General features: G+C 65.5%; 23 protein-coding genes and 2 pseudogenes. 5 read left to right on the top strand and 20 right to left on the bottom strand.

The genetic code is table 11. The features are described from left to right. Positions 1-4: 4 nt before the first annotated feature. The 14 genes from KIT25_03270 to cimA form a co-directional block, all read right to left on the bottom strand. On the bottom strand, positions 5-565 hold the full coding sequence (locus tag KIT25_03270) for a TRAP transporter small permease subunit (protein UYN95979.1): 561 nt from the start codon (positions 563-565) through the stop codon (positions 5-7). A 59-nt stretch (positions 566-624) separates the two neighbouring features. Continuing rightward, positions 625-1,674, bottom strand: a complete 1,050-nt coding sequence (locus KIT25_03265) for a TRAP transporter substrate-binding protein (protein UYN95978.1) — start codon at positions 1,672-1,674, stop codon at positions 625-627. Between the two features lie 166 nt (positions 1,675-1,840). Further along, a complete protein-coding gene (locus KIT25_03260; GenBank protein UYN95977.1) occupies positions 1,841-2,881 on the bottom strand; it encodes an amidohydrolase family protein in 1,041 nt (346 codons plus the stop codon). Positions 2,882-2,903: 22 nt separating this feature from the next. Continuing rightward, positions 2,904-3,308 (bottom strand): DUF3225 domain-containing protein, encoded by a 405-nt coding sequence (locus KIT25_03255; GenBank protein ID UYN95976.1) that lies wholly within the window; start codon positions 3,306-3,308, stop codon positions 2,904-2,906. 2 nt (positions 3,309-3,310) lie between these two features. Continuing rightward, positions 3,311-3,856, bottom strand: a complete 546-nt coding sequence (locus KIT25_03250; GenBank protein UYN95975.1) for a sugar O-acetyltransferase — start codon at positions 3,854-3,856, stop codon at positions 3,311-3,313. Between the two features lie 23 nt (positions 3,857-3,879). Further along, positions 3,880-5,061 carry an amidase gene (locus tag KIT25_03245; GenBank protein UYN95974.1) on the bottom strand — a complete coding sequence of 394 codons (1,182 nt, stop codon included), beginning with the start codon at positions 5,059-5,061 and terminating at the stop codon, positions 3,880-3,882. A gap of 9 nt (positions 5,062-5,070) precedes the next feature. Next, positions 5,071-8,193 carry an efflux RND transporter permease subunit gene (locus KIT25_03240; GenBank protein ID UYN95973.1) on the bottom strand — a complete coding sequence of 1,041 codons (3,123 nt, stop codon included), beginning with the start codon at positions 8,191-8,193 and terminating at the stop codon, positions 5,071-5,073. A gap of 18 nt (positions 8,194-8,211) precedes the next feature. Then, positions 8,212-9,444 (bottom strand): efflux RND transporter periplasmic adaptor subunit, encoded by a 1,233-nt coding sequence (locus tag KIT25_03235; GenBank protein UYN95972.1) that lies wholly within the window; start codon positions 9,442-9,444, stop codon positions 8,212-8,214. Positions 9,445-9,586: 142 nt separating this feature from the next. Further along, a complete protein-coding gene (gene rpsD, locus KIT25_03230; GenBank protein ID UYN95971.1) occupies positions 9,587-10,201 on the bottom strand; it encodes a 30S ribosomal protein S4 in 615 nt (204 codons plus the stop codon). Positions 10,202-10,381: 180 nt separating this feature from the next. Then, on the bottom strand, positions 10,382-10,804 hold the full coding sequence (locus KIT25_03225; GenBank protein UYN95970.1) for an OsmC family protein: 423 nt from the start codon (positions 10,802-10,804) through the stop codon (positions 10,382-10,384). 16 nt (positions 10,805-10,820) lie between these two features. Then, positions 10,821-11,585 (bottom strand): RNA methyltransferase, encoded by a 765-nt coding sequence (locus KIT25_03220; GenBank protein UYN95969.1) that lies wholly within the window; start codon positions 11,583-11,585, stop codon positions 10,821-10,823. A 10-nt stretch (positions 11,586-11,595) separates the two neighbouring features. Further along, positions 11,596-13,038: a DHA2 family efflux MFS transporter permease subunit gene (locus KIT25_03215; GenBank protein UYN97807.1), complete on the bottom strand. Its 1,443-nt coding sequence runs from the start codon at positions 13,036-13,038 to the stop codon at positions 11,596-11,598. A gap of 47 nt (positions 13,039-13,085) precedes the next feature. Next, on the bottom strand, positions 13,086-14,198 hold the full coding sequence (locus KIT25_03210) for an HlyD family secretion protein (GenBank protein UYN95968.1): 1,113 nt from the start codon (positions 14,196-14,198) through the stop codon (positions 13,086-13,088). Positions 14,199-14,254: 56 nt separating this feature from the next. Next, positions 14,255-15,862 carry a citramalate synthase gene (gene cimA / locus KIT25_03205; GenBank protein ID UYN95967.1) on the bottom strand — a complete coding sequence of 536 codons (1,608 nt, stop codon included), beginning with the start codon at positions 15,860-15,862 and terminating at the stop codon, positions 14,255-14,257. Between the two features lie 44 nt (positions 15,863-15,906). Here cimA and KIT25_03200 point away from each other — a divergent pair, with 44 nt between their 5' ends. Next, a complete protein-coding gene (locus KIT25_03200) occupies positions 15,907-17,028 on the top strand; it encodes a mandelate racemase/muconate lactonizing enzyme family protein (protein ID UYN95966.1) in 1,122 nt (373 codons plus the stop codon). Positions 17,029-17,193: 165 nt separating this feature from the next. Here the strand turns inward: KIT25_03200 and KIT25_03195 are convergent, their stop codons facing one another. The 5 genes and pseudogenes from KIT25_03195 to KIT25_03175 form a co-directional block, all read right to left on the bottom strand. Further along, the gene (locus tag KIT25_03195; GenBank protein UYN95965.1) at positions 17,194-17,559 is read right to left on the bottom strand and encodes a hypothetical protein; all 366 of its coding nucleotides are present in this window, start codon (positions 17,557-17,559) and stop codon (positions 17,194-17,196) included. Positions 17,560-17,574: 15 nt separating this feature from the next. Continuing rightward, positions 17,575-18,558: a M48 family metallopeptidase gene (locus KIT25_03190; protein ID UYN95964.1), complete on the bottom strand. Its 984-nt coding sequence runs from the start codon at positions 18,556-18,558 to the stop codon at positions 17,575-17,577. After that, a pseudogene (locus KIT25_03185) lies at positions 18,555-19,209 on the bottom strand (hypothetical protein). The gene KIT25_03190 and the pseudogene KIT25_03185 overlap by 4 nt, the downstream one beginning before the upstream one ends. A gap of 522 nt (positions 19,210-19,731) precedes the next feature. After that, positions 19,732-20,571, bottom strand: a pseudogene (locus KIT25_03180) (PAS domain-containing protein). Further along, the gene (locus KIT25_03175; GenBank protein UYN95963.1) at positions 20,568-21,728 is read right to left on the bottom strand and encodes a DUF898 family protein; all 1,161 of its coding nucleotides are present in this window, start codon (positions 21,726-21,728) and stop codon (positions 20,568-20,570) included. The pseudogene KIT25_03180 and the gene KIT25_03175 overlap by 4 nt, the downstream one beginning before the upstream one ends. A 60-nt stretch (positions 21,729-21,788) precedes the next feature. On the opposite strand from KIT25_03175, the gene KIT25_03170 reads away from it, so the two are divergent. Next, positions 21,789-23,768 carry a protein meaA gene (locus KIT25_03170; protein ID UYN95962.1) on the top strand — a complete coding sequence of 660 codons (1,980 nt, stop codon included), beginning with the start codon at positions 21,789-21,791 and terminating at the stop codon, positions 23,766-23,768. Here the strand turns inward: KIT25_03170 and KIT25_03165 are convergent. Further along, positions 23,765-24,139, bottom strand: coding sequence for a hypothetical protein (locus KIT25_03165; protein UYN95961.1), 375 nt, complete (start codon positions 24,137-24,139; stop codon positions 23,765-23,767). The genes KIT25_03170 and KIT25_03165 overlap by 4 nt on opposite strands. Before the next feature lie 135 nt (positions 24,140-24,274). Between KIT25_03165 and KIT25_03160 the strand changes: the two genes are divergently transcribed. The 3 genes from KIT25_03160 to KIT25_03150 all read left to right on the top strand — a co-directional run bounded on the left by KIT25_03160 (position 24,275) and on the right by KIT25_03150 (position 25,983). Beyond that, a complete protein-coding gene (locus KIT25_03160) occupies positions 24,275-25,141 on the top strand; it encodes a DUF4743 domain-containing protein (protein UYN95960.1) in 867 nt (288 codons plus the stop codon). Between the two features lie 29 nt (positions 25,142-25,170). Further along, positions 25,171-25,530, top strand: coding sequence for a hypothetical protein (locus tag KIT25_03155; GenBank protein UYN95959.1), 360 nt, complete (start codon positions 25,171-25,173; stop codon positions 25,528-25,530). Between the two features lie 90 nt (positions 25,531-25,620). After that, a complete protein-coding gene (locus tag KIT25_03150) occupies positions 25,621-25,983 on the top strand; it encodes a hypothetical protein (protein ID UYN95958.1) in 363 nt (120 codons plus the stop codon). Positions 25,984-26,031: the final 48 nt, after the last annotated feature.

The raw sequence follows: 26,031 nt of genomic DNA, 5'->3' as shown, positions 1-26,031 counted from the left end.
CCCCTCAGTGTTGCGCAACTGGCGCCGCCGCCCGAGCCGCCAAATCCGGCGGACCGAACAACTGCACCAGCTTGCGCATGAGGACGGAGGCGATGGCCAGATTGAGAAGCACCAGGCCGGCGAACAGCGCGAATTTCATGATCCAGCGATTGGGCAGGCCATTGGGCGCATCCGACGCTTCGTTCTGGAGGAACGAAACCTCGAAAAAGAGATATGAAAAGTATGTCGCAACCAGAGTGTAGGGGATCGCGAAAACGACGATGCCGAACACCTCTAGCCACGCCTGCGTACGGGCCGGCCGGTGAGCGACGAAAACGTCGATGCGAACGTGCGCGTTGCGAATGTAGCAGTAACCCAGCCACGGCAGAAACAACAGGCCATGGATATGCCATTCCAGTTCCTGGATCGGCGTCGATCCGAAGCCGGGAATCTGGAATCCCACCTTACGCGTCAGGATGTCCCAGCAAATGACGAATGCCAATGCGACGAACAACCAACCGAACACGCGCGCGATGCGCTCCAGCACACGGTCGATCGCGTCACTTGCCCCCAACAGCGCGTACATACGCTCCTCCCAGAAAGAAACGGCCATCCCGACAGGGATGGCCGTTCCGACACCCGACGCTATTTCAGATAGGCGCGGTCACCCCAGACCTTGTAGTCGGCCCGATACTTGTTGAGCGAATCCATCGCCTTCTTGAACTCGGGGCTCTTCTGGGCCTGCTCCTCCGCCACTTCCTTCCACGCCTTCTCGAAGGCGGCGAGGAATTCCGGGGACCAAGTCTTGAGCTGCACGCCCTTCTTGACCAGCTCCGCGATCGCCGGGCCCTGGATGGACTCGCCGTCGCTGATGCCCTTGAGGATGGTCTGGTCGCAGGCTCCCTCGATCGCCGCCTTCTGGAAGGCGGAGAGCCCATCCCACTTGGCCTTGTTGATGATCAGGTCGCCGACGGTGGCCTGCTGGTGCCAGCCGGGGAAGTAGTAGTACTTCGCCACCTGGTAGAAGCCGAGGCTGAGATCCATGACCGGCATGGAGAACTCGGTGGCGTCGATCGTGCCGAGCTGCAGCGCCTGGAAGATTTCACCCGCCTGCAGGAGCTGCGTCGACACGCCGAGCTTCTGCATGACGTTGGCGCCAAGGCCGAAGAAACGCATCTTCAGGCCCTTGAGATCGTCGAGCGTGTTGATCTCCTTGCGGAACCAGCCCGATGCCTCCGGCGGGATCATGTGGCACATGACGGAATGGATGCCGTACTTGGCGTACAGATCCTGCATCCCCTTCGTGCCGCCGCCCGACCTCATCCAGCCGAGGAATTCGGCAATGCCGGGCCCGAAGGGCACCGTCGAATAGACGGCGAAGGCGATGTCCTTGCCCGTCCAGTAACCCGGGGTCGCCCAAGCCGAGTCGAGCGCGCCTGAAGCCACTGCATCGAAATGCTGGCTCGGCGGAACCAGCGCGCCGGGCTCGAAGAACTTGGCGTCGATAGTGCCGTTCGACAGCCGGTTGATCTGCTGGACGGTGTACTGCGCGTTCGGGCCGAGCAGCCCCAGCGTCGAGGCAAAGGCCGACTGCATTTGAAAGCGCACTTTCCTGTCCTGTGCGTTCGCGGCTGTCGCCGCTACCGCAACCGCCGCAGCGACGGCCACACCTGAAAGTCTTGCCACTACTCGCATGTTTCCTCCTCCGTGAAGTCACGGCGGAGGACGTCGCATTTCAAGCTTGGTCTCCCCGCCTGTTTCCGCGGCGGGCGTTGTCCGCCCTGCCGTCGCCGCCCCTTTCGGGGTGCAGCATTTCTTCGCGCCGAGCCTGCCGACCCGAGGTGCGATTGTCAAACGCCGATCAGGCGAGACCGTAAATTCTTTGAGCCGTGCCCGAAAACAGTGCAGCTTTCTCGCTGGCGCTGGCATCCGCGGCGAGATGTTTGAATGCATTCCAGAGAATGCCGTAACCCGACGTAATCTTGTCGACCGGGAAGTTGCTCTCGAACATGCAACGCTCGGCACCAAAGAGTTCGATACAACTTTCTACCCACGGCCGGAAGGCGTCGGCGAGTGTCCGCGATGTGGGCGGCTCCGACCGCTGGTAGAAGTCGAACCAGCCCATCGGCATGCCGAGCCCGCCGACCTTGACGGATACGTTGGGCCGGCGTGCCAACTCCGCCATCGACGTTTTCCATGTCGAGAAGACCTCGTCGTGGCGGCGGGCGTAGGGTCCGTAGCCGAGCGGACCGCCGACATGATCGAGCACGATCGACGTGAGCGGAAATGTCGCGGCGAGGTCGGCCAACTCCGCGAGTTGCGGATGATAGAGCCAGGCGTCGAACGTCAGCCCGCGGCGTCCGAGTTCGGCGAATCCCGCGCGCCAGGTGGAGTCGGCCATCAACCCCTTTCTCGGGTTGGTGTGCGTGCGACGAATCTCGTCGCTATCGTCCCAGCCCGTCGCATACCGAATGCCCCGAAAGCGGCCGTTGCCCGCCGCCACATGCGCATCGAGCACCGCTCCGACCTTCGCGCCGAGCCTCAGGTCGGCGTAGCTCACGATGCCGGCGCACGCCCGCGTTGGGCCGAAGCCGCCGCTGGCGAACATGGCGGCGATGCCGTTGGCGAATTCGGTCTCGCCTATCGGCCGCATCTCGGGCGGCCCGTCCCTGCGGTACATCGAGCGGCAGTCGACGTAGACTGTCGCCACGATGTTGTGTCCCGTGCGCAGATCGCCCAGCAGGTCGCGATGCATGTAGAGCTGGCTCTCGCGTTCCCAAAGATGGTGGTGCGGATCGACGATCGGCAGGTCCGGCTCGAGCGCCGGCTCGCTCAGCCTGGCGACCCATTCGGGGTTCGGCGGCAGGGTATTGCCGAGACGCGGCGTCGCGGGAACGCTCATGGTTTCCTCACCTTGCTCTTTGCTACAGGACCGGCTGGTCGCCGATCATCGAGACATGGGCCGCGATCACTTTCCACCCGACGTCGGGAAAGCGCACCCAGGTTTGCATCTGCCGGCCGGTCATGTCGCGGCCGCGCACCTTGTAGATCAGCGTCACGGTGGCGATGTCGCGACCCAGGGTGATGATGTCGAGGCGCAATCGCCTTTCCTTCGTGCCCGGGCCGGGCGGCCGGGCGACGCGATGGGCATGAATCCGATCGAATCCGTAGCCGTGCTCGTTGTTGGCCAGCCGGATCGCGTGCGGGCTGTTCCAGAAGGTTCCGTCGAGCACCTCGACATTCTTGTCGATCAGCGCCTGTTCGTAGCGCTCGAAGAGCACCCTGACTTCCTCGACGACTTCCGGAACGTTCGGAGTCATGTCCATCACGCTCACCTCTCCCTGGCCGGATTCCCGACAACGGTGGCGCCCGCCGGCACGTCCCGCGTGACCACGGCGCCGGCTCCGACGATGGCATCGTCGCCGATCGTCACGCCGGGCAGCACGATCGCGCCGCCACCGATCCACACATTTGCCCCGATCATCACGGGCCGGCCGAACTCGAGGCCGGCCCGGCGCTGGGCGGGATCGCGCGGATGATCGGCCGTAAGGATCTGCACGTTCGGACCGATCTGCGTGCCGTCGCCGATCGCAACCCGCACCACATCGAGAATCACACAGTTGAAGTTCAGGAATACGCCGCGCCCGAGGCTGATGTTGTAGCCATAGTCGCAGTGGAAGGGCGGGCGGACATAGGAACCCTCGCCGACCTCCGCCAGAAGTTCGCGCAACAGAGACGCATAGTCCTGCTGGGTGCGGGCGATCGATGCGTTGTATCGATCGAGCCAATCGGCGACTCGTCGCGCATCCGACGCGAGTTCCTCGCCTGCGGCGATATAGAGTTCTCCGGCCAGCATCTTCTGCTTCTCGGTAGCCATCGGTCCTCCTACGACGGAATGGATCAAGCCGCGTCGGAGGCCAACGCGCGCGCGACGGAGACAAGCAGCGCATCGTCGCCACGCGCCCCGACGATGGACAATCCGACGGGCAGGCCGTCCACCATCGCACCGGGCAGATTGACCTGCGGATGCCCGGCATGTCCGCCCTGCGCACAAAGGCAGGTGATACGGTCGCGCAGTGGATCGAGCTGCGACAGCCTCTGGCCGACCCGCGGCGCCGGGAACGGCGTCGTCGGCAGGCAAAGGATCGTGTCCGGCGGCACCAGATGGGCCATGCGCGCACGGACCTCCTGGCGCATCAACGCCGCCCAGCTCCGCTCGCTCGCGGATATCATCGAGCCCATCACCAGCGACCGCGCGACCGAGAAGGCGAACCGCGGATTGCGCTCATCCAGCCAGTCCCGGAATGTCAGCCAGGCTTCATGGGGCTGCAGCGTGCGCTGCGCGCGTGCCCAAACCGACAACCCCTGCGGCGCCATGATGTCCTCACGGCTGTGGCCGATCAGCCGCGCAAGGCGCGCGACCATCGGGCGCAACGCCGCCCCCACGCCGGCGTCAGCGAACCCGAAGGCGTCGACGGCGACGACGAGATGCCGCGGCAACTTCGACGGAATCCGCTCCTGCAGGAGGACCGCCGAAACCCGAGTGAAGGTTTGCGCATCCCGCGCGAACCATCCCGTCGTATCGGAAGTCGGTGCCTGCGGCAGCATGCCGGAAAGGTCGAGGCGACCATGCGTCGGCCGGATGCCGTAGAGGCCGCAGAAGCTCGCCGGCACGCGCACCGAACCACCGGTGTCGGTGCCCAGCGCGGTGTCGCAGAGGCCCGCCGCCACAGCGGCCGCCGAGCCAGATGAAGAGCCGCCGGGCACGCGGTCAGGAGCACGAACGTTGCGAGGCGTGCCGTCGAAGGCATTCTCGCCCAGGATGCCGAGCGACACCTCGTCGGTGATCGTCTTGCCGACCAGCGTTGCGCCGGCATCGAGCAGGGTCTGGACCGCCCAGGCATGGCGCACCGGAAGACTGCGGCCCACCGGCCAATCGTGGTTGCCGCCGCCGGTCGGCACGCCGGCGACGTCGAACAGATCCTTGGCGGCGAAAGTGAGTCCGCTCAGTGGCCCGCCGGCCCGGCCTTCGACACGCGCTCTCGGCCCGGGGACGAAGGCCCCAATCTCGTCGTCGTCCATGCCGATGAACTACTCGGCCGGGCGGGCGGTGACACGGCCACCGGTACGCCAGCGTCGCGCCCAGCCCGGGCTCATGCGCATGCCGGTCAGCTTGTCGAACCAGATGTAGACCACCGGGGTGATGAAGAGCGTGAGCGCCTGTGACACCAGCAGACCGCCTACCACCGCTATGCCCAGCGGCTGGCGCAGCTCGGCGCCTGCGCCCGCGCCGATGGCGATCGGCAGCGCGCCGAGCAACGCGCAGACCGTGGTCATCATGATGGGACGGAAGCGCAACCGCGCGGCCTCGACGATCGCCTGCTCAGCCGTCGCACCGAGTGCGCGACGCTCGATGGCGAAATCGACCATCATGATGGCGTTCTTCTTGACGATGCCGATCAGCATGACGATGCCGATCATGGCGATGACGCTGAGATCCATGTTGAACAGCATCAGGATGGCGAGCGCGCCGATGCCGGCCGACGGCAGGCCGGACAGGATGGTCAGCGGGTGGATGAAGCTTTCGTAGAGAATGCCGAGGATGATGTAGATGACCAGGATCGCCGCGAACAGCAGCAATCCCTGGTTGGCGAGCGCCGCCTGGAATACCTGGGCACTGCCCTCGAAACTGGTGGTGATCTGCGGCGGCAGGTCGATCTCGGCTGCGGCCGCCTGAATGTCGGTCACGGCCTGGCCGAGCGCCACCCCCGGCGGGAGGTTGAAGGACAGGATGACGGCGGGAAGCTGGGCGATATGGTTGACCGTCAGCGTCGTCGGCTTGTCGCTGCGCTTGGCGACGGTGTCGAGCGGAACCAGCGCGCCGCTCGGTGTGCGGACCTGTACGCGTCGCAGCACGTCGTTGACGTCGGAATGCTTGGGATCGGCCTCGAGAATCACCTGGTACGTGTCGTCGGCCGCATAGATCGTGGAGACTTGGCGGCTGCCGAAGGCGGAATAGAGCATCAACCGGATCTGATCGACCGACAGACCGAGCCGCGCGGCGATATCGCGATCGACATCGATGACCGTCGAGCGCGCACGCACCTGCAGGTCGGAGTTCACATCGACCACCGAGGGCAGCCGGCGCAGCCGCTCCTCCATGCGCGGTGCGAACTCGCGCAGCGCGGCAAGGTCGCTGGAGCGCAAACCGAATTGGTAGGCGCCTCGCGTCAACGTCGTGCCGAGGTTGATCGATTGAACGGGCCGGAAAAAGACGTTGATGCCGGGGACCGAAGCTGTCGCCCGGCGCAATCGTGCGATCACCTGCTCGGCGCTGTCCTTGCGCTCGGGCTTGTCGCGCAGCACGACGAACATCCGACCCGAGTTGATCGTCGCGGCCGCGTTGCCGCCGCCGACGATGGACAGAACCGACTTGACGTCCGGATCGCGCCGCACGAGCTCGGCAAGCGCCGACTGCCGGGCCACCATCGCCTCGAACGACGCATCGTCAGGTCCCACAGTGGCGCCGGAGAGCTGCCCGATATCCTCCGTTGGAAAGAAGCCCTTTGGAACCGCGCCGAAAAGGATGAAGGTGACCACGACCGTGCCTGCCGTCATGCCGAGAATCGTGCGCGGCATGGCCACCGTCTTGTCGAGCGCCCACGAATAGCCCGCGGTCAGCTTGGCGAAGCTCCACTCGAATGCGCGCAGCATCGCGTTGTGCCGCTCCTCGTGATCAATGGGTTTCAGCATGCGGGAGCACAGCATTGGGGTCAGTGTCAGCGAGACGACGCCGGAAATCAGGATGGCGAAGCTGATGACCAGGCCGAACTCGTTGAACATCCGGCCGACGACGCCGCCCATGAACAACACGGGGATGAACACGGCGACCAGCGACAGAGTCATCGAGACGATGGTGAAGCCGACCTCCTTCGAGCCCTTGAAGGCTGCCTCCATCGGCTTCTCGCCCGCCTCGACGTGGCGCATGATGTTCTCGAGCATGACGATGGCGTCGTCGACCACGAAGCCGACGGCAAGCGTCAAGGCCAGAAGCGAGATGTTGTCGATCGAGTGCCCGCATACGTACATCAGGGCGAAGGTGCCGATGATGGAGATCGGCAGCGCGATCGCCGGGATGATCGTCGCTCTTACGCTACGCAGGAAGAAGTAGATCGCACCGACGACCAGCAGGGCGGCCAGCAGCAGGTGCGACTGGACGTCCGCGATGGCGTGACGGATCGACTCGGAGCGGTCCGCGAGCAGGGTGAGCTCGACGCCGGGTGGCAAGTCGGCCTCGATCGACGGCAGCATCGCCTTGACCCTGTCGACAACCTCGACGGTGTTGGCATCCGGCTGCTTGTAGACGCCGAGAACGATGGCCCGCGTGCCGTCGACCCAACTCGCGACCTTGTCATTCTCTACGCTGTCGACCGCGGTCGCCACGTCGGAGATGCGCACCGGCGCGCCGTTCTGCCATGCAATGATCACCGGCATGTAGTCGGCCGCCTTGGTGATCGGCCCGGTCGCATCGAGGATGGAGTTCTGTCGCCGATCGGAGATCGAACCGACCGGCCGCGTCGAGTTGGCGGTGACCACGGCCGTCTGCAGGTCGTTCAACGTGAGGCCCCGCACGGCGAGCTGGTCGAGATCGGCCCGCACCCGCACGGCGTACTTCTGCGAGCCCCAGATGAGGACCTGCGCAACGCCCGGCAGGGTCGAGATCCGCGGCATGATCGCCCGGTTGGCGAAGGCGTCGATGTCCGAAAGGCGCACCTGCGAAGAGCGCAACGCCATGAACATGACGGCCCAGTCGGCCGGATTGACCTTGCGGAAGCCGGGCGGCGTCGTCATCTCCGGCGGCAGGCGGCGCAAGGCCGCCGAGATGGCCGACTGCACGTCGAGTGCCGCGCCATCGATGTTCCGATTGAGATCGAACTGGAGAACGATGTTGGTGTTGCCGAGCGACGACGTCGAGGTCATCGCGGTCACGCCGGAGATGGTGGAGAACTGTCGTTCCAGGATCGACGCGACGGACGCGGCCATCGTCTCCGGGCTGGCGCCCGGCAATTGCGCGGTGACCTGGATGGTCGGGAAGTCCACCCGCGGAATCGCCGCCACTGGCAATTCCTTGTAGGCGAAGCCGCCGGCCACCACGAACGACAGCATCACCAGGATGGTCATTACCGGGCGACGGATACAGAGCGCCGACAGCATTGCCTCTCCCCTCTTTTCTCACCCGCGCGGCGGCGCATTTGCGGGCGCCGACGGCGGGGTGGAGCGCACGACGACCGTGGCACCGTTCACCAGCCGAAGATGACCGTCGACGACGACGGACTCGCCCGCGGCCAGGCCCTTGCCGACCACGGACTCGCCGCCTTGCGTGCGCTTCACCTCGATCGGCCGCAACTCCGCGACGTTGCCGTCCTTGACCACGAACACAAAGGGACCCTGCGGCCCGAGCTGCACGGCCGCGGTCGGCACGGCAATGGCGTTCGCCTCTATGCCGAGGATCGCTTCGGCACGCACGAACTGGCCGGGCCACAAACCCTCGTTGGCATTGTCGATGCGCGCCTTGGCCGTGACGGTGCCGGTGTTGGGATCGACGGTGTTCTCGAGGAACGCCATGACACCCGATTGCTTGGGCGAGGATTCGTTCACAAAGGCGTTCACCTTCACGTCGCCACGCGCCATGGCGGCACGCAGGTCGGGAAGATAGACCTGCGGTATGGCAAAACTGACGTAGATCGGGTCGATCTGATTGATCACGGCGAGCGCGCTGGTCGCGGTATTGTCACCGACGCGCACCACTGTTCCGGCCTTGCTCGAGATCGAACCGATTCGGCCCGACACGGGTGCGCGGATCTCGGTGAAGCTGAGCGAGGTAAGCACGCTCGTCTTCGCCGCCTCGTCCGCCTGAAGCTGGGCTTCGGCGGCCTTGAGCGCGGTCAACGCAGTGTCGCGCTGGACGATGGTGCCGGCATTGCGCGCCAGCAGTTCCTCGGCGCGTTGCAGGTCGCGTCGGGCCTGGGCCACCTGCGCCTCGTCCTTGCGAATCTGGGCTTCGATCTGCGCCAGCTGCGCGCGCAAAGCACGCGAATCGAGCTCGAACAACAGATCACCTTCCCTGACCAACGCGCCTTCCTCGACGTTGACCTTCATGATCTGGCTGTCCAGCCTCGCCTTGATCTGGATCGAGGCGATGGCCTGAACCGTGCCCACGGCCTCGATCACCACCGCCAGGGACTTCTGGCTCACCTGGGAGACGACGACAGGAACGGCGCCGCCCGGATTGAGTCGCCCCCGCCGCCCTTGGGGTTGCGCGCTGGCCGCCGGGCTCGCACCCTTTTCGGCGGAAGCCGCATGCGCCAGCCCCAGTCTCTGGGCGATATCGTCGCGATAGAGATAGGCGGCACCGCAGGCCACAACGGCGACGGAAGCCATGACCGCCCACCGGACCATGCGCATCTCGACACTCTCCTAGAACCCACCCAAGAGTCATTATAGTCCGGCGCCCGACGGGCGGACAGTCGGATCGGCCTCCTTCTGCCGGTCTCCGAAAGCAAAAAGCCCGCCGCGAAGGGCGGGCTTTCGGCTGAATCTGGGCCGTTTAGCGGCTGTAGTACTCGACCACGAGCGACGGCTCCATCTGGACCGGATAGGGCACGTCGGCGAGCTTCGGGCCACGTACGAAAGTGCCCTTCATCTCCTTGTGGTCGACGGAAACGTACTCCGGCACGTCCCGTTCGGCCGACTGCGTCGCCTCGAGCACGCGCGCCATCTCCCTGGCCTTGGGCGTCAGCTCGATGACGTCGTTGTCGCGCACCAAGTAGGAGGCGATGTTGACCCGCTTGCCGTTCACTTTGACGTGACCGTGACTGACCAACTGGCGGGAGGCGAACGGGGTGATCGCGAACTTCATACGGTAGCAGACCGCGTCCAGGCGGCGCTCCAGCAGCTCGACCAGGTTCTCACCGGTGTCGCCCTTGCGGCGCATCGCCTCGAGATAATAGCGCCGGAGCTGCCGCTCCGAGACCGAGCCGTAGTAACCCTTCAGCCGCTGCTTGGCCATCAGCTGGAGGCGGTAATCGGTCGGCTTGGTGCGCGCCTGGCCGTGCTGGCCGGGACCGTATTCGCGCTTGTTGATCGGGCTTTTCGGACGGCCCCACAGGTTCACCCTGAGGCGGCGGTCGATCTTGTACTTCGAATTCTCGCGCTTGCTCACGCGGACACTCCGTTGTTGCGCGCCATACGACGCCGTTTGTCCGGATAGGCCTGGGTCCGATACTGGGATCGGGGCGGGATGCGGGCCCGGAAGCCCCCAACCACGTTCTCCGGAAGAGCGCGGAAGATACTTGCGCCGGCGCCTCAGTCAAGCCGGCGTTCGTCCTTGTTCTACAAGGGCTTAGACCTCGACGAGCACGATCTCATGCGTCACGTCGGCCGATTTCCTCACCATCGCCGTTGCTGAGCAGTACTTCTCGTCCGACAGGCTGATGGCCCGTTCGATCAGTGCCTTGTTCAGTTTGCGACCGCGTACCGTGTAGGTGAGCTTCACTTGGGTGAAGACCTTCGGATGGTCATCCGCCCGTTCGGCAACCAGCGAAACTTCCACCCCTTCGATATCCTGCCGTTGCTTCCTCAGCATGGAGACCACGTCGATGGCCGTGCAGCCGCCCATGCCCATCAGCACGACTTCCATCGGCCGAGACGCGAGGTTGCGTCCGCCGACGTCGGGCGATCCATCCATGGTGAGGGTGTGGCCGCTGCCGCTTTCGGCCACGAACAGCGCGCCCTCGACCCAGGAGATGCTGGCGGTGGTGGGCATAATCACTCCCTTCCTTCTAATCGTCGTGCTTGCGCTTGCCGAGAAACTTGATGACGCCGTGAAAGGTCCGCACTTCCTGCTCCGTCATGGCGGCGCGCTGCAGAAGGGCACGCAGGTTGTTCACCATGGCTGGCCGCATCGCCTTGTGCCGCAGGAAGCCCGACTGGTCGAGCGTCCGCTCGAGATGGTCGAACAGGTTCTGCAGCTCTTCCTTGGTCGCGGGTCGGGTCGAATGGTCCGACATGCGCGACGCCGGCGTGATGTCGGCCGAGGCCGCCCATTCGTAGGACACCAGCAACACGGCCTGCGCCACGTTGAGAGACGAGAACTGCGGATTGAGCGGGATGGAAAGGGCCGTGTCGGCGACCACCATGTCGTCGTTCTCCAGCCCGGTGCGCTCCGGTCCGAACAGGACGCCGACCCGCCGGCCATCGGCGATCCAGCCCCGCATCTCGCCCGCCGCCTGGCGCGGCGTGACGATACGTTGGGCAAGCTCGCGGTTGCGCGCAGTTGTGGCGACGACATGCTGCAGGTCGGCAACCGCCTCTGCCACGCTCGCGAAGACCTGTGCCCGATCGAGCACTACGTCGGCCCCGGAGGCGGCGCGCTGGGCCTTGGAATTGGGCCAGCCATCGCGGGGCTCGACCAGTCGCAGCGAGTCGAGGCCGCAGTTCAGCATGGCGCGCGCCGCCATGCCGATGTTCTCGCCGAGTTGCGGCCGCACCAGCACGACCACCGGCATCGCGCCGACCGTCGCCTTTCCCTTGGAAGCCCGTCCCATCCGGACTGTTCTAGCGCAGGAGCATCTGCTTGCGCATGAAGAAGAGCAGCGGCAGCACCAACACGGTGCAGATCGTCATGGCCCGGAAATCGTTCAGATACCCGATCATCGCCGCCTGGCGATTGATTTCGGCTTCCCATACGGCGAGCAGGGTCGAATCGGCGCCGGGCATCGTGCTGCCGAAAGGCCAACCAGCGCTGTAGGGCGTGAGTTGCTCGACGAGCTCGCTGCGGTTGGTCTGGCTGTTGCGCGCGAGCAGGGCGACCAGCACGGCAAGCCCGATCGACGCGCCGAGATTGCGCAACAGCGCATTCATCGCCGCGCCCTCGGTGCGCAGCCGCGCCGGCAGGGTGGCGAAGGTGAGGGTCGTGAGCGGTGGGAAAACGAGGCCCAGCCCGAAGCCCAGCAGCACACCGTTCCACACGATGTGGCTCTCGCTGACGTCGAGGTTGAACCGTGTCATGTCCCAGAGCGACAGCGCGCAGAGCAGGAAGCCGATCGCCACCAGCCAGCGCGCGTCGAACCGCCCGATCAGGCGCGCCACCAGCATCATCGCCACCATCATGCCCGCGCCGCGCGGCGCCAGGACGATGCCGGTGGTCAGCACCGGATATCCCTTGAGTTGCTGCAGGAAGGGCGGCATCAGCGTCGCCGTCACGATCAGCACGAGGCCGGCGAGCGCCGTGAACACCAGCCCCACGGTCAGGTTGCGGTCGCGGAAGAGATCGCGCGACAGGAAGGGCTGGCGGTCGGTCAGCATGTGAATCAGGAACATCGTGAAGGCCACGCCCGCGATCAGCCCCTCGACCACGATCTCGAGCGAATCGAACCAGTCGAGCTGCTGGCCGCGATCGAGCATCAGCTGGAACATGCCGATGGCGATCGCCAGCAGCACGAAGCCGAGCAGGTCGAAAGGGCGCGGCCGGTCGTGCGCGCTGTCGCGCACCAGGACCAGGACACCGAAGGCACAAATCAGGCCGACCGGCAGGTTGACGTAGAAGACCCAGCGCCACGACAGCTCGTCCGTCAGCCAGCCGCCGAGCGACGGGCCGACGATGGGGCCGATCATGGTGCCCACACCCCACATCGCCATCGCCTTGCCCTGCTCCTCCCGCGGGAAGGTGTCCATCATGATGGCCTGGGACACCGGCACCAGCGCAGCACCGAAGCCGCCCTGCAGGGCGCGGAACAGGACCAGCTGGTCGAGCGATTGCGCCGCTCCGCACAACATGGACACCACAGTGAAGCCGATGACGCAGGCGAAGAGTGTCGTGCGCAGACCGAAGCGAGTCGCGGAGAAGCCGGCGAACGGCGTCATGATCGCGGATGCGACGATGTAGGACGTCACCACCCAGGAGACCTGCTCCTGGGTGGCCGACAGCGAGCCCTGGATCGACGGCAGCGCCACGTTGGCGATGGTGCCGTCGAGGGCGTGCATGATGGTCGCCATCATGACGACGACGGTGATCAGCCGGCGCCGGCGCAGGACGGCCGGATCGGTCACATCGCGAGCCCGACCGCCTTCAGCACGTCATTGAACGAGCGCTTGTGGCCGGTGTCGATCTCGATGGTCGTGCTCATGCCCACGCGCAGCGGAGGTGCGTCCTCCGGACATTTCACCGTGACCCGCACCGGGATGCGCTGGACCACCTTCACCCAGTTGCCCGACGCATTCTGCGGCGGCAGCACGGCGAACTCCGCACCCGTGGCCTGGGCGATCGACGCCACGGTGCCGACGCAGACCACGTCCGGGTAGGTGTCGATGCGCACCGTCACGGGCTGGCCCGCCCGCACGCGCGTGAGTTCGGTCTCTTTGAAGTTGGCCTCGATCCAGAGATCTCGGTCCGCAACCACCACGATGGCCGGCATGCCGGCAGTCGCATAGGTTCCGGGCACGGGACGTTTGGAGACGACCCCGTCGATCGGCGCCTCGATCATGGTCTTGCGCAGGTTGAGCAGCGCTTCCTCGCGCGCCGCCATCATCTGCTTGACTCTGGGATGTTCATCGACGCGGATCTTGGGATCGCCGGCCAGCGCCGCCTCGATCCGCGTGAGATCCTCCTGCGCCGTGGAGATGCGCTGGCGCGCTACCTCGAGATCGCGCCGCGCCTCTTCGAGGCGCTGGGCCGAGGCGATCTTGCGTTCGGCGAGCTCCTTTTGCCGGTCGTAGTCGGCCTGGAAATAGACCTGCTGACTCAGCGCCGACTTGATCTCCTCGCGCTTGCTGCGCCACTGCGCACGCAGGCCCCGGATCTCGGCGCGCTGGTTCTCGATCTCGGCCTCGATCTTGGCGAGCGCCAGGCGGTAGGGCTGGTCGTCGAGGCGCAGCAGGAGCTGGCCGCGCGACACGCGTTGGTTCTCCTGCACCGGAACCTCGACGATCAACCCGCTCAGCTCGGTGGCAATGGCGGCGCGGTCGCCCTTGACGTAGGCGTTGTCGGTCGAGGTGTAGCGCCCCGCTCCCAGCCACACGAACAGCGCCACCGCGGCGACCAGGAAGGGCAGCGACCACATCACGAGGCGAGCCACGGCCCGGCGCTCCATCACCGGGCGGCGCAACGCGCGCGCCGATATCGGCGCCTCTCCCTCCTTCAGTTCTTCTCCGTCTCGCACTTACGCATGCTCCGCGCCATGGCCCCTATCGTCAACCGAACGGGGAGGCATGGCAGCTAGGTCGGTTGCGCCGGCCTGGCGCCGTCCCGGAACAACTTATAGGTGATGGCATCGTAAAGGGCATTGTAGGACGCATCGACGATGTTGGGCGAAACGCCGATCGTCGACCAGCGCCGGCCCTTGCCGTCGGCGCTTTCGATCATGACCCTGGTTGTAGCGGCCGTTCCGCCTGCCGCATCGAGAATGCGGACCTTGAAGTCGATGAGGCGCATGTCCTGCAACTCGGGATAGATCGGAACCAACGCCTTTCGCAGCGCAGCATCGAGGGCGTTCACCGGACCATTGCCCTCGCCCACTTCCATCGCCCGCTTGCCGGCGACGTCGAGCTTCACGGTTGCTTCCGACAGGGTGATGCGTTCGCCTCTGGCGTTGATACGCCGTTCGGCCAGCACGCGAAAACTCTGCAGGTTGAAATAGTCGGGCACGGTGTGCAGCTCGTGACGCGCCAGCAGCTCGAACGAAGCATCGGCCCCGTCATAGGCGTAGCCTTCGGCCTCGCGGTCCTTGACGATCTCGAGCAGCCGCATGACGCCCGGATCCTTCGCGTCGACCTCGAGCCCGATCTGGCGGAAACGCGCCATGATGTTGGAGCGGCCGGCCTGGTCGCTCACGACGATGATGCGCTGGTTGCCGACGACCTCGGGATCGACGTGCTCGTATGTCCTGGGGTCCTTTTCGACCGCCGACACGTGCAGGCCGCCCTTGTGGGCGAAAGCGCGCGAGCCGACATAGGCGGCGCTGCGATTCGGCACGACGTTGAGACGATCGTCGAGCAGGCGCGAAAGATGCGTGAGCCGTTGCATCGCGCCCTCCTTCAGGCCCGTCTCGAAGCCCATCTTGAGCACGAGATTGGGGATGAGCGCGATCATGTTGGCGTTGCCGCAGCGCTCGCCGAGCCCGTTGATCGTGCCCTGCACCTGGCGCACACCGGCGCGAACGGCCGCGAGCGTGTTGGCGACGGCGTTCTCGGTGTCGTTGTGGGTGTGGATGCCGAGGCGGTCGCCGGGGATCGTCTTGCAGACCTCGCCGACGATGCGTTCGATCTCGTGCGGCAAGCTGCCGCCATTGGTGTCGCACAGCACCAGCCAGCGCGCGCCCGACCTGTCCGCCGCCTTGAGGCAGGCCATGGCGTAGTCCGGGTTCGCCTTGTAGCCGTCGAAGAAGTGCTCGGCGTCGAACAGGACCTCGTCCATACGCGTCTTCGCATGGGCGACGGAGTCGGCGATCATGTCGAGATACTCGTTGCGATCGAGTTCGAGCGCGACATCGACGTGGAAGTCCCAGGTCTTGCCGACCATGCAGACGTTGCGCGCCCTGGTCTGCAGGATGGCGTTCAGGCCGGGATCGTTGGCGGCGCTGCGGCCGGCGCGGCGCGTCATGCCGAAGGCGACGAACCGGGCATTCCTGAACTCCGGCGGATCCGCGAAGAAGCGATCGTCGGTCGGGTTGGCGCCGGGCCAGCCGCCCTCGATGTAGTCGATGCCCAGCAGATCCAGCTCGCGCGCAATCGCCGCCTTGTCCGCAACGGTGAAATCGACGCCCTGGGTCTGGGCGCCGTCTCGCAGAGTGGTGTCGAACAGATAGAGACGGTTGGACGAAGTCATGGCGATGGCATCATGGGCAGGAAAAGACGCGGGAGTTATGCCCTATGACCACGGCCACCACCATCGTCGAACTGCGCTCCACGCTGCTGCAGGTGCCATGGCGCGGCAAGCCGCCGGCCGCCGGGATCCTGTCGGACCCCAACCGCGAAATCTATGTCCTGGAGATCGAAACTCAGGGCGGCCTCGTCGGCATGAGCTATCTGCAGCCCCTGCGTGGCGGGTTGCACACGATCGACGCCTGCATGAAGGAACTGATAGCGCCCCGCGTGCTGGGCCGCGACGCCACCGAGATCGAGGGAATCTGGCAGACGCTCTACAAAAACAACTTCTGGCTGGGACGCATGGGTGTGACGGTGTTCGCCCAAAGCGCGGTCGACATGGCGCTGTGGGACATCGTCGGCAAGCGCGCCGGCCTGCCTTTGTTCAGGCTGTGGGGCGCGTGCCGTGCCGAAGTGCCGGCCTACGGTTCGGGCGTGTTCCGCGGCCTCGGTCGCGACGGCATGATCGCCCGCGCCAGGGAATTCACCGGGCAGGGCCTCAAGGCCATCAAGATGCAGGTCGCGCACATTCGGCCGTGGCGCGAGGACGTACAGAACGTGAAGGCCATGCGCGAGGCGCTGGGCGGCGGCGTGGAGATCATGATCGACGTCAACATGGGCTGGGACGCCGATACCGCGATTCAGGCCGGCCATCGCATCGACGAGTACGATCCTTATTGGTTGGAGGAGCCGGTGGTGGCCGAGGACTTTTCCGGCTACCGCCGTATAGCCGCCGCGCTCAAAACCCGCATCGTCGGTGGCGAGAGCCACTTCACGCGCAACGACCTCAGGCCCTTCCTCGAGGCCCCGCACCCCGTGCCGATCCTGCAGCCCGACCCGATGCGCGGCGGCTATACAGAACTGCGCAAGATCGCCGCTGCCGCCGAACCGTGGGGCATCCGCCTCGCGCCCCATCTCTTCCACGAGCAAATGGTGCATCTGTTGGCGTCGATACCCAACGCCAACTACCTCGAATACATGGACTGGAACGACGATCTCTGGATCGAGCCCGTGCTGCCCGATCGAAACGGCCTCATGAGACCGCCGGAGCGTCCCGGCCACGGGCTTTCCTTCCGGCCCGAGATACTCAAGGACTTCAGGATCGGTGGACAGCGCATGAAGGGCTGAGGATCACCCCGTGGCATTTCAGAGGCAGGCGTAACGATCGATCCCGGAAGTGCGTTAGCTGACCAGCGTCGTCGTTTCGCAGCCGGCGACGCCGTCGGTGGCCCGTCCGCGCCCTTTTAGTTCTCCCCCCGCGGCGCGGCCGCCGACTCCCGCCTGCGAGTCCTACTACAGATCCCGCAACCACGCCCGTGCGTCCTCGACGCGGGAAAAAATGCGTACCGGCCGACGTGCTCCGGTCAGGTTGATGTATCGGTCGACGAAGACCCGCGCTTCAGGGGTGGTCACGACGAAGGCCAGGGGCCCTCCCTCCAGCGTCGCCACATAAGCGCGCATCCGGGCACCAAGAAGCATGACGTCGTCATCGGTCGCGACAGGCACAATGCGAGTCGCGTCGAAGATCTTGCGGTAGGGCATCGCGTCTTCGATGACGATGGCGTCAAGATACTGCTCGACGTCCTCGAGCTGAACCAGACCGTCAGCCGTGACGACGACCAGCCGTTGGTCGTGATCGACTTCCCATCGAAGAGGCATCGCATAGAAAATGCTTCACTTGCAGACATCGCGCAATGCCTTCCATTCCACATCGGAGAAGGGCGGGCGACCCGTGGCCGGCCGGCGCGTCGCGGCAATGCGCTCGCGCGTCGGCGGATGACTCGACCAGATGCCGACGGCTTCCGCCGTATCGTGCTGTTCCCGCTCGAGGAGCTGTTCGAAGAAGCTGGCCACGCCGTCGGCCCGGACGCCGATAGCCTCAAGAAGCTCGACCGCGGTAGCGTCGGCCTCGCGCTCGAACCGGCGTCCGTTGCGCAACGCCAGCAGCAAACCTCCGCCCGAAGCGAGAGTGCCGATCTCGGAGAAGCCTCCTGTAAGCGCCCGCGCGACGATCTCGACCCCGAACTGTCGCACCAGGCCCTTCATCGGATGGTTATGCACGACGTGACCGATCTCGTGGGCGAGCACCCCGGCGACCTGCGTCCCATCCTTCGCCCGATCGATCAGGTCCGAGTAGAAGACGAGGATGCCGCCCGGCAGCGTGTAGGCATTGATCGGCCCGCCTTTGACGACATAGACCTCGACGGGATGGGTGTAGTCCGACGCTCGCGCCAAGCGATTGGCCAGTTCGCGGACCGCCCTCAATCCCGCCTCGCCCTGACAGAGATCCTTGGTCTGGACCAGTTCGCCGAGCACGGCGTGTCCGAGCTTGGCCTGCATCCGATGGGGAACGAAGGCCGCAGCGTGGCCGCTGCCCCAGTCGATGCCGAGCCAAAGCAGGGCGATTGCCGCCGTCAGGGCGCCGCCGAAGGTCGCAATACGCCGTGACGGCGCAGGCTTCACGCCGATCAAGGCCGCGAACTGCGGAACCATGTCGACCAGTTTCCGGCGCGTCTCGTGGTCCTCGATGACGAGGCGGGCGTCGTGGCGGCGGCGCGCCAGAACCGGCACGGCCTCGTGTTCGGCGTCGCCCACCACCACCACCTCGTCTATCGGCCACCGTGCCAGGATCGTCGAGTCGGTAGCGCGTGTGATCAACAGCTCGCCAGCGGTCGCTCTGACGCCGACGTCGTGCATTGCAGCCGTCTCGCCATCGAAGAAGCGCGCGTGCGAAGGCATCGAGCAAACCCCAGAAAGTCGCGCAACGGGACGTTATCCGCCGGCGAAACGAGATTGTAGAGAATCTGGCGAACGCGGGTGACGTCTCTCTGCAGGGTATCGATACTGCCCGCGGCGACCGCGGGTATCAGCGTCAGGCCGCGCTTGTCGGCACTCGGGCGCAGGGCCCGGATCGTGCCTTCGACGACCCCGGTCAGGGAGAATGGCGCTTCTTCCAGCTCTACGACACCGGCCTCGATCTTGGAGAAGTCGAGAACGTCGTCGATGATGCGCAGCAGGGCATGTGCCGATTCGCACATGGTCGCCACGACGTTGTCCTGATCGCTCGACAGGGCCCTTGGCTTCGAGCACGTCGAGCATGCCGAGGACGCCGTTCATCGGCGTGCGAATCTCGTGACTCATCGTGGCGAGGAAGGCGGACTTGGCGCGATTCGCCGCCTCGGCGGCGTCGCGCGCGCTCTCGAGCTCAGTCTGTTGCTGCTTCAGCTCGGTGATGTCGCGGAATACGCAGAGGATGCTGCCGTCGTCGAGGGGCTTCGACGTGAGCTCGACGTGCCGCCCATTCGGCATCTGGCGATCGAAATGCAGGCCTGCGGCCACCTCGTGGATCCGCCGCGGAAGCGACGCAGGTGCCTCGTCCAGCACGATCACTTCGCCAAGCGCCGTGTAACGCGCAACATGGTCGAGAGCGGCACCGAGCTCCGGCTGGCCCGGCTCGGATCCGAACAGGCTCGTGGCCCCACGGTTCACGTCGGCGAGGCGGCGCTCGGCATCGAACAGAACAGTGCCGTCGGTCATGCTGTCGAGCACGGTGGCCATCAGCCGGCGGGTCTTGACGACCTCGGCATGTGCCGCCTCCGCGTCGAGCCTCGCGGCGTCGGCGACAGCCTTCTCCCGCGCCAGTGCCTCCTCCTGCCGCTTGAGGTCCGTCACATCGCGGTGCAGACCCAGCAACCCGCCATCGGCCAGCCGGATGTATCTGTACTCGAGGATCTTGTCGCCGCGCGGCACGTAGCGGACGTCGCCGCCGTCGGTAGGCTCAAGCTCGCCGACACCCGCAAGCATGCGCCGGGCGTCGTCGAGAGTGCGAATGGACGCCGCCTGCTCCTCGCCGATGCCGTGCAGGCTCTGCATCGCGCGATTGAAGAACGCGATCCTGTGCGTGGCATCTACGCGAAAGACACCGTCGTTCAGGTTATCGAGGGTCGTGCGCAACGATTCCTCGGCAGTCGCGAGCTGAGACCGCGCCTCGCCGAGAACATGTATGGCATCCACACTCGCCAACTCGGCGGCGATCCGACGTCGTTCTCGGCGGCGCTCGAAGAAAGCAAAGGCGTTCAAGACGACGAGATAGACGGCAACCACCATGAACGCACTCAAGGCGGCGGTCTGCCCGTGCGGACGCACCAGGGCGATGACCATAACCGCCGGCACCAACAGGGCGGCGCACGACGCCACGAACGCTCGGCCCTCCAGGTTGCGCGATGGCAACAAGCTGGTCATCAGGCACAAGGCGACCAGGATGAAGTAGGCGTCGAGCTCGCCCGGGAGCGACACGTAGTAGCCCCCCATGATGCCGTTGACGAGAGACGTGAGCGCGAGACAGAGCGTGACGAGCAACCGCCACACGGCCGGGTCGTGAACATCCTCTCGCTGTCGATAGAAAGTCCTAAGTTGCCGGTGCGCCACAAGCGCTGTCACGTGCAGGGCGGCATGAACCACGAACGGCCAGAGCGGCGCGACGTTCCAGTAGATGAATGCGGCGCCGCCGACCAACGCCGGCGTCGTGAAGAAGCGCGGCAGTAGCGGATGCGCGATCAGCCGATCCGTCACCACCCGCTCGACGCGTTTGGGGTCGATGGCACTGAGGTCGATCGAAGACAGCGACATGCGCTTTGCCACGTTACCCCCGTGGTACGACAGCCGAGTCATATGCCACTCACGTCGAACATCTCCAGCAGGCCCTCGCCGTATCGCGGGCCGCGATTCGGGGGTTGGCGAATGGTGGCGCCGTCCGGTGTGCCGTAGATCCACAATTGGGAAGCGATCAGGCGCAGGGTCCGGTGCATCACCCATGGCCAGCCCAGACCCAAAGTCAAAAGCACGATCAGGTAGTTCACCACCATGAAACCCCACATCTGCCGGGTGGTGATCGCCGACGCGAACAGGATTTCACCGGCGCGCGTGCGCGAGACGAGATAACGGATCAAGTAGGCCTGCCACCAGCAGCGTAGCGGCAGGATCAGCAGACCGAACAGGACGTAGAGGCCGAACAGCAAGGCAGCGATCAGCAGGATGGTTTGCGGGTTGCCCATGTCGCCGAGCGTCTTGAGGTCGTCCTCGGTCACGCCCGAGATCGCGGCGATACCTCCGAAGGTTCCGATCGCGAGGGCGACGGCAATACCCCAGGCGAGAATGTGCAGGAAGTAGTAGCCGACGTAGCGACCATAGATGTCACCCGCCTGGCCCGCGAACTCGAAAAGCTGCGTCCCGAAGCGGGTGTTGCCGATCCTCGGTCGTGCGAGGTTCACCGATACCACCGGCAACAGCAGCTGCAGCGTCGTGGCGTTCGCGAAAGTGAGGAATGTCGCGCGCGCGCCGTAGGCCCAGGCGGAGCCGTCGAGGCCACAGCGAATCCCGCGCCATCTCGTTCGCGACAGCCGGTAGCGCAAGCCGGCGTAGTGTCCGACGAAGGCGAGCGGAATGCCGATCAACGCCACCGACACGGAGAAAATGTTGAGGAGGCCGAGACCCGGCACCGGGTCGTGCTTCAGGGAGAACTCCCAGATCAGCCAGACCCCGCCGCCCCAGAGCGCCAGAACGGCCAGGACGATCAGGAAGCCGATGAAGAGTTCGATCCCCCGGCCGCGATATTCGAAACGGTCCCCGAGAATGGAGAAGTGGTTCCAGAGGTAGCGCCGAAGCCGCGTCCGGCCCCAGAATCTGGACCAGCCGAGCGTCAGCAGCATAAGCAGCAGGTGGCGCAGATAGATGCCATACAACTCGGCCAGCCTTCCATCATAGGTCGGCCTGCTCGGGGTTTGGTCGGTGGTGGCAGCAGCCGCAGCAGCGGTGGAAGCGTCGGTCACAGCGTTAACTTGCGATTCTATGCTGCAATGCAGCATCGATTGGTGTAGGCAGTCTACACCATGCCCGCCGCGACCCGCGACAAGCCCTGGCTCATCCGCACCTACGCGGGCCATTCGACCGCCGCCAAGTCGAACGAGCTCTACCGCAAGAACCTCGGCCGCGGCCAGACCGGCCTGTCGGTCGCCTTCGATCTGCCGACCCAGACCGGCTACGACTCCGACCATCCGCTGGCCAAGGGCGAGGTCGGCAAGGTCGGCGTACCGATCTCCCACCTCGGTGACATGCACTCGCTGTTCGACGGCATCCCGCTCGATCGCATGAACACATCGATGACGATCAACGCGCCGGCGGCGTGGCTGCTGTCACTCTACATCGCGACGGCGGAGGCGCAGGGCGTCGCGCGGGCAAAACTTCAGGGCACGACGCAGAACGACATCATCAAGGAATATCTCTCGCGCGGCACCTATGTCTTCCCGCCCGAGCCGTCGCTCAAGCTGACCGCCGACACGATCGGCTTCACCTATCGCGAGGTTCCAAGGTGGAATCCGATGAACGTCTGCAGCTACCACCTGCAGGAGGCGGGCGCGACACCGATGCAGGAGCTCGCCTTCTCGCTGGTCAACGCCATCGCCGTCCTCGACACCGTGCGGGCGCGTGGCCAGGTGCCCGAAGCGGATTTCCCGCAGGTCGTGGGCCGCATCTCGTTCTTCGTCAATGCCGGCATCCGCTTCGTCACGGAGATCTGCAAGATGCGTGCGTTCGCCGAGTTGTGGGACGACCTCACGGCGAATCGCTATGGCGTCGCCGACGCCAAGCAGCGTCTGTTCCGCTACGGCGTGCAGGTCAACTCCCTGGGGCTGACCGAGCAGCAACCGGAGAACAACGTCTACCGCATCCTTCTCGAAATGCTGGCCGTGGTGATGAGCAAGAACGCGCGCGCGCGTTCTGTGCAGTTGCCGGCGTGGAACGAGGCGCTCGGCCTGCCGCGGCCGTGGGACCAACAATGGTCACTGCGTCTTCAGCAGATCGTCGCCTACGAGACCGACTTGCTCGAGTACGGCGACATCTTCGATGGCAGTCGGGAGATCGCACGCAAGGTCGAAGCGCTGAAGGAAGAGACCAAGTCCGAGATGGCGCGCATCGCCGAGATGGGCGGCGCAGTGGCGGCGATCGACAATGCCTATATGAAGCAGCGCCTGGTCGAGTCGAACCTCAGACGTCTCGCCGCCATCGAATCGGGTGAGCAGACCGTCGTCGGCGTCAACGCCTTCACCGAGGCCGAGCCCTCTCCGCTCTCGACCGACGGAGGCGCAATCCTGACGGTCGACGATTCGGTCGAGCGCGAGCAGATCGAGCGGCTCAACGCCTGGCGCAGCCAGCGCGACGGCGCGGCGGTGAAGAAGGCGCTGGATGAACTCGCCACGGCCGCCCGGGAAGACCGCAACGTCATGCCGGCCTCGATCGCCTGCGCTCAGGCCGGCGTCACCACGGGCGAATGGACGGACACCCTCCGCTCGGTGTTCGGTGAATATCGCGCGCCGACCGGCGTCGGCCGCGCGGTCGGCGTCAGCGACGGCCGGCTGGAAGCCGCGCGCCGCGAGGTCGAACGCGTCTCGCAACGGCTCGGCCGACGCATCAAGATGCTGGTCGGGAAACCCGGCCTCGACGGTCATTCCAACGGCGCCGAGCAGATCGCCGTGCGCGCCCGCGATTGCGGGATGGAGGTCGTCTACGAGGGCATCCGGCTGACGCCCGAGCGCATCGTCAACGCTGCCCTCGAGGAGAGCGTGCACGTGGTCGGCCTCTCGATCCTGTCGGGCGGCCACGTCTCGCTGGTCGGCGATGTCATGGCGGGCCTGCGCGCGGCCGGCATCGCCGACGTGCCGGTAGTGGTCGGCGGCATCATCCCGCCGGCCGATGCCGAACTGCTGACGAAGGCCGGCGTGGCGCGGGTCTACACGCCCAAGGATTTCGACCTGACCCAGATCATGCGCGACATCGTCGCCATCGTGGATGCCGCCTGGAAGGAAGCGGCTTAGGCTTCGACCGACAGTGTCGCTGTCGCATGCAGCGCGGCCTCCACCACCGCATGGCTGAACAGCCAAGCCTCGGCGTGGACCATATCCCGATCGCGCCGCAGGATGCGCGCCAGGACGATGACTTCGACGCCAGGATCGACCTCGCGTAACCGAGTCAACGCTAGATGAGTGATCTCGGCATTCACGCCTGCCGCGGCGCGCAGCGACGTGTCGACCAGGATCAGCAATGTCGCCATGTGCCACCCCGTCGTGCCGTTCGGCGAGAATCGCAACCGCACGTCCTGGTCCTGGCATTCCTCGACACGCAGGCCATGGCGGGCATGTTGGGGCAATGTCCCCTCGAGGCGCTTCTGCAGTTCGTCTTCTGTCATTCGATGCACTGTTGCAAACCACACCCTCGGTGTCATCCCGAGGCCAAAGGCCGGGGGATCTTTCCTGATCCAGATAAGGTCCCTCGCTGCGCTCGGGATGACACCGGGAGCGTCGCCCGCTATGTGCCTGGGCCGATGTCCTTCCTCGATCACATCGCCCGCTGCAACAATGCCGATCTCGGCCAGTTCGAGCCCTGGTATGTCGGCCGCGAGCGCGCCGGCTTCATCCATCGCGAGTTCGCAGTGGCCCTGGCCGACAAGCCACGCCTGTTCAGCCACCACAAGAAGAGCTGGGTCCTCGATCCCGGGCTCGATTCGCCCGGCAAGCGCACGACGGCGATTCGCACCTTCCTGCACGAGTTGCGCGACCAGGGTCGATTCAAGGGCCTGTGGCGCGGCGAGGAGTATCCCGTCACCTGGGAGTTCGCGCGCCAGCCGCTGCTGACGATGGAGCGCGCGGCGGTGCCGTGGTTCGGCGTGCGCGCCTTCGGGCCGCACATGACCGGCTACGTACGCAAGAAGGACGGCTTGCATATCTGGGTGCCTCGGCGCTCCTACGACAAGCCGACCTTTCCCGGCGAACTCGACAACACGGTGGCCGGCGGACAGCCCGCCGGCATCGGCCTCAAGGAGAACCTCATAAAGGAGTGCGCCGAGGAAGCCGGCATCCCGCGCGAACTCGCCGAGCGGGCACGGGCCACGGGTTTCATCGCCTACTGGAACCAGTCCGGCCCCCAACTCAAGCCCGACATCATGACCAGCTTCGATCTCGAAATGCCGGAGGACTTCACGCCTCACGCCCATGACGGAGAAGTGCATGCGTTCGAACTCTGGCCGATCCGGCGCGTCTTCGAGACCGTGCGCGACACCACCGACTTCAAGTACAATTGCAATCTCGTGCTCATCGACTTCTTCGTGCGGCACGGGTTGCTGGCAGCCGACGATCCGAACTTCTTCGCGATAGTGGAAGGGCTTCGGCCGACGCAACCGCCGGCGAGATGACGCGTTGAGCGCGTGAGGAGGTCCCCCTCATGCGCCTCGCTATCCTCGCTGTCCTGCTCATTTTCAGCCTGTCGGTACGTGGAATGGCACAGGACGGTCACCACGGCCATCACCATGCCGAGAACCACGACTGGTACAAGGAGCTGAAACAACCGGGCACCGGCTACTCATGCTGCAACGGCAGCAGTGACGGCGTCGAGGGCGATTGCCGGCCGACACGGGCACGCCAGGCCGACGACGGTGCATGGCACGCCATGATCAACGGTCGGTGGATTCCGGTCCCGCCGCGGGTCGTTCTGCAGCGTCTCGCTCCCGACGGCAAGAGTCACATTTGCGCCAGCAAGAGCGGTTACATCTACTGCTTCCTCGGCGGCTCGCCGCAAAGCTGAAGGCCATCCACAGTGGGCGCGCTCGCGCAAATCGGGGCGGTGGTGTAGCATAGCTATGAACGTTGGCCTTGCGATGAGACGGCACCGCGCATGCCACGCATATTGCTGTTGTTCCTCGCCGCGCTTTTCCCGCCTACGGCGGGCCTCCTGGCTCAGGATGGCCATCGTGGCCAGGGCCATGCCGAGCACCACGACTGGTATCGGGAACTCAAGCAACCCGGCACCAATCTTTCGTGCTGCAACGGCACCAGCAACGGCGTCGAAGGCGATTGCCGACCGACGCGCGCCTACCAGGACGACGAGGGTCGTTGGCGGGCCATGATCAACGGCCGGTGGATCCCGGTGCCGCCGCGTGTCGTGCTGAAACAGCTGGCCCCCGATGGCGGCAGCCACATCTGCGTATCCCGCAGCGGCCTCATCTACTGCTTCCTCGGCGGCTCGCCCAAGGGCTGACGCGGACACGGTCGACGCGAAACGGCGGGTACCGAGCTTTTGCCCCTC

The sequence above is a fragment of the Enhydrobacter sp. genome, assembly GCA_025808875.1.
In the GTDB taxonomy this organism is placed as follows: domain Bacteria; phylum Pseudomonadota; class Alphaproteobacteria; order Reyranellales; family Reyranellaceae; genus Reyranella.
Note: the sequence above shows the minus strand (reverse complement) of the source record. Positions and strands in the feature narration are given on the sequence as shown.